The organism is Neorhizobium sp. R1-B (genome assembly GCF_004368875.1).
GTDB classification, from domain to species: Bacteria; Pseudomonadota; Alphaproteobacteria; order Rhizobiales; family Rhizobiaceae; genus Neorhizobium; species Neorhizobium huautlense.
This window is the reverse complement of sequence record NZ_SOEM01000036.1, coordinates 25,744-32,546: the sequence shown is the minus strand read 5'-3', so window position 1 is coordinate 32,546 and position 6,803 is coordinate 25,744. Positions and strand designations below refer to the sequence as shown.

General features: G+C 61.0%; 6 protein-coding genes. 5 read left to right on the top strand and 1 reads right to left on the bottom strand.

All coding sequences use genetic code 11. The annotated features are described in order from the left end of the window. From EDE05_RS25680 to EDE05_RS25665, 4 genes are all read left to right on the top strand, one after another. Positions 1–300 (top strand): ABC transporter ATP-binding protein (locus EDE05_RS25680; RefSeq protein WP_134103246.1); only part of this gene is annotated, 300 nt, incomplete at its 5' end. Then, positions 297–1,508, top strand: coding sequence for a mandelate racemase/muconate lactonizing enzyme family protein (locus EDE05_RS25675; protein WP_105374800.1), 1,212 nt, complete (start codon positions 297–299; stop codon positions 1,506–1,508). The genes EDE05_RS25680 and EDE05_RS25675, both read left to right, overlap by 4 nt. 14 nt (positions 1,509–1,522) lie before the next feature. Further along, on the top strand, positions 1,523–2,710 hold the full coding sequence (locus EDE05_RS25670; RefSeq protein ID WP_105374799.1) for a galactarate dehydratase: 1,188 nt from the start codon (positions 1,523–1,525) through the stop codon (positions 2,708–2,710). A gap of 61 nt (positions 2,711–2,771) precedes the next feature. Further along, complete coding sequence (locus tag EDE05_RS25665) at positions 2,772–3,569, top strand: aldose 1-epimerase (RefSeq protein WP_165924274.1); 798 nt, start codon at positions 2,772–2,774, stop codon at positions 3,567–3,569. Between the two features lie 23 nt (positions 3,570–3,592). Here EDE05_RS25665 and ftsH read toward each other — a convergent pair whose 3' ends face one another. After that, positions 3,593–5,428, bottom strand: coding sequence for an ATP-dependent zinc metalloprotease FtsH (ftsH, locus tag EDE05_RS25660; RefSeq protein WP_205839381.1), 1,836 nt, complete (start codon positions 5,426–5,428; stop codon positions 3,593–3,595). Positions 5,429–5,640: 212 nt separating this feature from the next. Here ftsH and EDE05_RS25655 point away from each other — a divergent pair, with 212 nt between their 5' ends. Then, positions 5,641–6,702, top strand: a complete 1,062-nt coding sequence (locus tag EDE05_RS25655) for an AI-2E family transporter (protein ID WP_132413380.1) — start codon at positions 5,641–5,643, stop codon at positions 6,700–6,702. The last annotated feature ends 101 nt before the right edge of the window (positions 6,703–6,803 follow it).

Sequence of the window (6,803 nt, the reverse complement as noted above, 5' to 3'; positions counted from 1 at the left end):
GTGCGCTTCCAGGTCCTCGATCTCCTGATGCGGCTGCAGGATGAACTAGGCCTCGCCTATATCTTCATCAGCCACGACATCGGTGTCATCCGCTATATGTGCGATCGGGTCGGCGTGATGTATCGCGGCAAGCTCGTCGAGGTGGGCGAGGCGGACAAGGTCTGCAATGCCCCTGATCATCCCTATACGCAGGCGCTCATCTCGGCCATTCCACGGCCTGACCCGCGTGACCGCGACCACTCCAGGCGCTTCCGCTACACCGAGCCAAGTGCTGCAAAAAACGGTAGTTCTGCGCGATGAAGATCACCGGAATCCGAACCTTTCTGATGCAGACAGGTGCGCCGGATATCGGCAAGCGGCAGACGGCGCCGCCCTCCAGGGCGGAGCAGCCCTTTGCCGGAACCCGCAACTGGCTGTTCCTGAAGATCGAAACGGATGAGGGCATTACCGGCATCGGAGAATGCTCCGGCTGGCCGCGTGTGGTCGAGACCGCGATCAAGGACCTGACGCCGCTTTTGATCGGCGAGGATCCGGTTCATACCGAGAAGATCTGGCAGAAGATGGCGGTCGCCATGATGGGCCATGGCATGCTCGGCACTGTCGGCGGCGGCGCCATGACGGGTATCGACATGGCGTTGTGGGACATCAAGGGTAAGGCTCTGGGCGTTCCTGTCTGGATGTTGCTCGGTGGGAAAGTTCGCGACCGTATACCGATCTATTCGCATGCCAATACGGCCGAGCTTGCGCTCAAGCTCAAGGACCGGGGTATCAAGACGATCAAATGCGGCGGGGTGACCGACCCGTTGCGCAAGGTCGCCACGCTGCGCGAAGCCGTCGGCGACGAAATGGATATCGCGATCGACTTGCATGGTCCGCCCTGGATGACGCCGGCCGATGCCTGCCGCTTGGTTCGGGCGTTGGAGCCCTATGAGCTTTTCTGGGTCGAGGATCCGATCGCGCCTGAAAACCTCGAAGGCTATCGCCGCATCCGCGATGCCGCCCATGTTCCGCTTGCTGCTGGCGAGCGCATGGCCACGATTTTCGGCGAGCGGCAGCTGATCGAGGAGGAGCTGGTGGACATCATCCAGCCCGATACCGGGCGGGCAGGCGGCATAACCCAGATGAAGAAGATCGCCGCGATGGCGGAGGCCCATCATATTCAGATGGCGCCGCATTCCGGCTCGCTTGGGCCTGTTGCGGAATATGCCGCATTGCACCTCTTGGCTTCGATCCCGAACGCACTGATGCTTGAACGCCTTGATGACGATTGGGAAGGGCGCAAGCACACGATCGTCCCGCACCCCGTGCAAGAGGGTGGGTCGATCGCGGTGCCGGATGCACCGGGGCTCGGATGCGACATAGATGAAGAATTTGTCGCGCGCTTCCCCAGCGAAGGCAATGTGGCAATCCCGGTGACGGAAAGCTCCGGATCCTACAATCCGGGCACCTATGGCGAACATCTATACGTACAGGCACGCCTTTCCCGCCGCTCCTATTTCAATCGGTAAGGAACATTAAGACAATGAAAATTGACCGCATGCGGGTTTTCATGACTCGCGACAAGGATCGCCCGCGCGTTATCGTGGGCCTCGATACCGACGATGGCCTGACCGGCTGGGGCGAATGTTACAATCATGGCCCCGACAAGGCGCTGCCGCCGCTGCTGGACTATCTCTACGGTTTCATCGCCGGACAGGATCCAACCCGGGTGGATTTCCTCGTTAACCTGATGATCCAGCAAAGCCGCTTCCCGCCCGGTGCAATGGGCCTGGCGGCGATTTCCGGGTTAGATCATTGCCTCTGGGATCTCGCCGCCAAGGCTGCCGGCGTGCCGGTCTACAAGCTGCTTGGCGGCGAGGTGCGTGATCGGATCAAGGTTTATGCAGGGGTCTATACCGCGCCAGATGCGCCGGCTGCGCGCGACGAGCTCGACCGCCTGAACGCGGGATGGGGCTTCACCGCCTTCAAACTCAGCCCGTGGCGGATCGACATGCACTCCAATCGCTGGGGCAATGTCGTCAAAGCGTCCGCGGACTATTTCCGCCAGCTCCGCGAAACCATTCGTGATGACTACGAGATAGCCTTCGACGCGCATGCGAAGATCTACGAGCCGGCCGCTGCCCGCCAGCTTGGCAATGCGCTCGCTCCCTACGATCCCCTTTTCTTCGAAGAACCGCTCCGCCCGGAAAACATGGAAGCCTGGGGAGATCTGAAGCAGGGTCTGAACTGCACTCTCGCGACCGGCGAGTCGCTCTACAGCCGCTACGAATTCCTGCGGCTCCTGCAGGTTAAGGGCGCCGATCTGATCCAGCCGGATATCTGCGTGGTCGGCGGTCTGTCTGAGATGCGGCGGATCGCGACGCTGGCGGAAGCCTTCTACGTGGGCGTGGCTCCGCACAATCCGATGGGCCCGCTCGCCACTGCCGTCAATGTGCATTTCTCCGCTGCGCAGCAGAACTTCAAGATTCTCGAATACCGATTGCCCACGGGTCAGGCTTACGTCTATGGTGGGACCGAGGTCGAGAAACGTGAAGATACGACGCGCTACGTGGTCGACCCTTACCTGCCGAAGGACGGTTATCTCGAGCTGAGACCGGACCGTGCGGGTTGGGGGGTCGAGATGGATGAAAAGGCCATGCAGGAGGACGGTTACGTCCATTGGCAGCGGCGTGTGCCGAAGCGGCCGGACGGGTCCTATGCCTTCGCCTGATTGGCTCAAAATCCGAGGTGGACCGATCGAGGCCCGCTTCCTGCCGGAAAATGGAGGGCGGATGACGCATCTCGTCCATGACCGGCTCGGCAGTATCCTGGTCCCGACGGCGAGTGCGGAGTTCGATCCGCTGAACTGGCCGAAGGCCGGCGCATACCCGCTCTTCCCCTATCACAATCGGCTGATCGGCGCAGCTTTCGAACATGAAGGAAAGCGCTACCGGGTTCCGCCGCATCCGTTGCTGGTTCCGGATGCCCAGCACGGTCCCGCCCACCGCCGGCCATGGCATGTCGTATCCCACCAAAGTGACGGGATCGAACTCGCCCTCGATTATACTGCCGACGCCGACTGGCCTTTCGATTTCCGTGCCGTGCAACGCTTTACCCTTGCGGCGGATCGCCTGGACATTGAGTTATCTCTCACGAACACGGGGCAAACTTCGATGCCGGGCGGCTTCGGTTGGCATCCTTATTTCGCAGCCGGTTTCAAGCAGGCGGCGTCATCCGATGCCAAAAAAATCTGGCCCTTAAGCGCGGCGGGCATTCCCGGCGGCGCACCGCCGATCCTACGAGAGGACAAGCATTTCCCGGAGGAAGGCTTCACTATATTCCTTTCGGAATGGCACCATGCCACCGCCGCCTTGAACGATGGAGCGCGCGTCAGACTGGCCGCAGACCCGGCTCTGCCGCATCTCGTGGTGCATCGTATGCCTGCTTACCTCTGCATGGAGCCGGTGTCGCATGTCGCGGGTGTGTTCGGTTTCCCGCCCGAATTGCGAACCGCCGCTGGCCTTCTTGTCCTGCAGTCGGGTGAGGGGCGGTCGGCTCGTCTGTCCATCGAGATCACGGCCGCCGGCTGATCCGTTTTGGCCGGATCGGGGCATCAGACTGTGACAGAGCTGTCTGCCGGCGCTTTGAGCAGCGGCACCAGATCCTCCTCGCCGAGCGTTTCCTTTTCGAGCAGGAGTCGCGCCGAGGTTTCGAGCGTATTTCTGCGCTCCTTAAGAAGAGCCACCGCCCGATCGAATGTTGCGTCTACGATCCGGCGTACTTCATCGTCCACCGCTGCGGCCGTCTCGTCGGAATATTCGTGCTCCTGCGGCCCATAATAGGGTTGGTCTGTCGCGAGAAAGGAGCGGCGATCCTTTTCCAGTGCCACATGCCCGAGCTTTTCCGTCATGCCGTAACGGGTCACCATGGCGCGGGCAATGTCGGTGACCTTTACCAGATCGTCGGCAGCGCCCGTCGAGAGATGGCCGTAGACGAGCCATTCCGCGGCACGACCGCCGAGCAGCACCGCCATCTTGTTTTCGAGCTCATCCCTGGTCATCAGGAAACGGTCCTCGGTGGGGCGCTGAATCGTATAGCCGAGTGCGCCGACGCCGCGTGGGATGATGGAGACCTTGTGGACCGGGTCGACCCCCGGCAGCGCCATAGCCACCAGCGCATGGCCCATCTCGTGGTAGGCGACGATCTCGCGCTCTTTGGGATTGAGCAGCCGGTTGCGCTTCTCAAGCCCCGCCACGATGCGCTCGATTGCATTGTTGAAGTCCTCCATGGCGACCGCATCCGCCTTGCGGCGGGTGGCGAGCAGCGTCGCTTCGTTCACCAGATTGGCGAGGTCGGCGCCGGTAAAGCCGGGCGTAAGGGCTGCGATCTGTTCGACGTTTACCTCCGGTGCCAGTTTGGCCCTCTTCAGATGGACGTTGAGGATCTGGATGCGGCCCCCTTTGTCGGGGCGGTCGACCAACACCTGGCGGTCGAAGCGCCCTGCTCGGAGAAGAGCAGGGTCGAGAATTTCGGGACGATTGGTTGCTGCAAGCAGCACCAGGCCGGTCGAGGAGTCGAAACCGTCAAGCTCCACCAGAAGCTGGTTGAGCGTCTGCTCCTTCTCGTCATGGCCGCCCGCCATCGGGCCGATGCCGCGGGCACGACCCAGCGCATCGAGTTCGTCAATGAAGATGATAGCCGGCGCCTTGGCGCGCGCCTGATCGAAAAGGTCGCGGACACGTGCGGCACCGACGCCCACGAACATTTCCACAAATTCAGAACCGGAGATTGAGAAGAAGGGAGCGCCCGCTTCGCCCGCCACCGCCCTCGCGAGCAGTGTCTTGCCCGTCCCGGGTGGGCCGACCAGCAGCACGCCTTTCGGCATCCGCCCACCGAGTCGCCCGTAGGCGACCGGATCCTTCAGGAAGTCGACGATTTCCTTCAATTCATCCTTGGCTTCGTCGACGCCGGCCACGTCCTTGAAGGTCACCCCGGTGTCCGACTGCACGTAAACCTTGGCCTTGCTCTTGCCGATCTGCATCAGCCCTCCGCCCAGGCCGCCGCCTGCCCGCTTCAACATGAACATCCAGACGCCGAAAAAGAGCGCAACCGGGATGATCCATGACAACAGGTCGCGCAGGAAGGTGCTCTGGATTTGGCCGGTTACCACCACGCCATGCTGCTGGAGCTGCCGGGCGAGGTCCGGTTGAACGCGTGTGGTGATGAAATAGGGACGTTCGTTCTGCGGCTCCTTGTAGCGCCCCTGGATATATTGGTCCGATACCGCGACTTCGGCGATCTTGCCATCCTGCAAATCCGTCTCGAACTGGCTGTAGGGTATCTGGGCGACCTGGGTTGCCGTCGTGAAGAAGTATTGAAACACCATGAGTCCAAAGAAGGCGGCAACCCAGTACCAGACGTTGAACTGCGTCTTCTTGTTGATCGGCATGCGGCTCTCCCGGTGCGAAGGTATGGCTCTTGCGGTTGCGCTGACACGAATAATCTATGTCGCGGGCGCGGCTTTATCCATAAGGGCGTCAAGCATGCCTGTTCTTGGCATCGACAGCGCAGCAAGGTGGCAGGAATTCCAGATCGGCCGCATCTGCGCAAAAATATCTGTGCTACGATCCGGCAACGACCGTCCGAAACGAAAGAGATTGCATGCCTGTCCAGCGTATCAGTTTCTATGTGCTCCTCGTGCTTGTGAGCCTGGCTTTCGTCGCCGTCGTACTGCCTTTCTATTCCGCGATATTCTGGGCTGTGGTCCTGGCGATCATATTTTTCCCGCTGCATGTGAAACTGGAAGCGGGATTGGGAGGGCGCCATCCAAATATTGCAGCGGGGCTGTCCGTCCTGGTCTGCGTTTGCCTCGTCATCATACCCGGCCTGATCATTCTCAGTTCCCTTATCCAGCAAGGCAACAATCTCTACCAGCGGATCGACAACGGCGAGATTGATGTCCGGCGGCTTCTCCAGCAACTTCAGGACGCTCTGCCCATCTTCCTGCAGGATCGAATCCGGACGTTGGAGCTCACGGGTTTCGCCGAGTTGCGGGACCGTGTGTCCGGCGCGCTCATGCAGGGTGGCAGCTTTTTTGCCGGTCGTGCCTTGAGCCTCGGGCAGAACACGCTGCAATTCTTCGTGGCTTTCGGCGTTATGCTCTATCTGCTGTTCTTTTTGTTCCGGGATGGCCGTTCGCTAGCCAGCGCTGTCCGGACGGCGCTGCCTTTGAGTGAGGCCCATACGCGGCGGTTCAGCGCCAAATTCACCTCGGTCATCCGGGCAACGGTTCGGGGCAATGTCATCATCGCAGTTATCCAGGGCGCAATCGGCGGTGTCGCCTTCTGGGCGTTGGGGGTAGAGCCCGCGCTGCTTTGGGGCGTGGTGATGAGCTTCCTGTCCCTACTCCCCGCCGTCGGCGCCGCGCTGGTCTGGATACCGACGGCGATCTACCTCGCTCTTGCGGGATTTTGGCTTAAAGCTCTCATTCTCGTCGCGATCGGCGTGCTGGTCATCGGTTTGGTCGACAATTTCCTGCGCCCACCCTTGGTGGGGAAGGAAACCAAGCTGCCGGACTATGTCGTGCTGATTTCAACCATCGGCGGCATTTCGCTGATCGGGATCAACGGTTTCGTGATCGGACCTTTGATTGCGGCTCTCTTCATCGCAGCCTGGGGCATCCTTATGGAGGAGCAGCGCAAATCGGCCGCCGAGGACAGCTGACCGAAAATACAGCCGGCTCGTCGGGGAACAGTATGGGAGGCCCCGAGTTCGGGTATGAGGGATTTCTTTGAGCGTCTCGGTTTTGGCCCCGCTGCCACCCT

What these genes read in the sequence shown, in the direction of transcription:
- EDE05_RS25675 (WP_105374800.1), top strand. Translation starts at nt 297, where the DNA reads ATGAAGATCACCGGAATCCGAACCTTTCTGATGCAGACAGGTGCGCCG.
- EDE05_RS25670 (WP_105374799.1), top strand. Translation starts at nt 1,523, where the DNA reads ATGAAAATTGACCGCATGCGGGTTTTCATGACTCGCGACAAGGATCGC.
- EDE05_RS25665 (WP_165924274.1), top strand. Translation starts at nt 2,772, where the DNA reads ATGACGCATCTCGTCCATGACCGGCTCGGCAGTATCCTGGTCCCGACG.
- ftsH (WP_205839381.1), bottom strand. Translation starts at nt 5,428, where the DNA reads ATGCCGATCAACAAGAAGACGCAGTTCAACGTCTGGTACTGGGTTGCC.
- EDE05_RS25655 (WP_132413380.1), top strand. Translation starts at nt 5,641, where the DNA reads ATGCCTGTCCAGCGTATCAGTTTCTATGTGCTCCTCGTGCTTGTGAGC.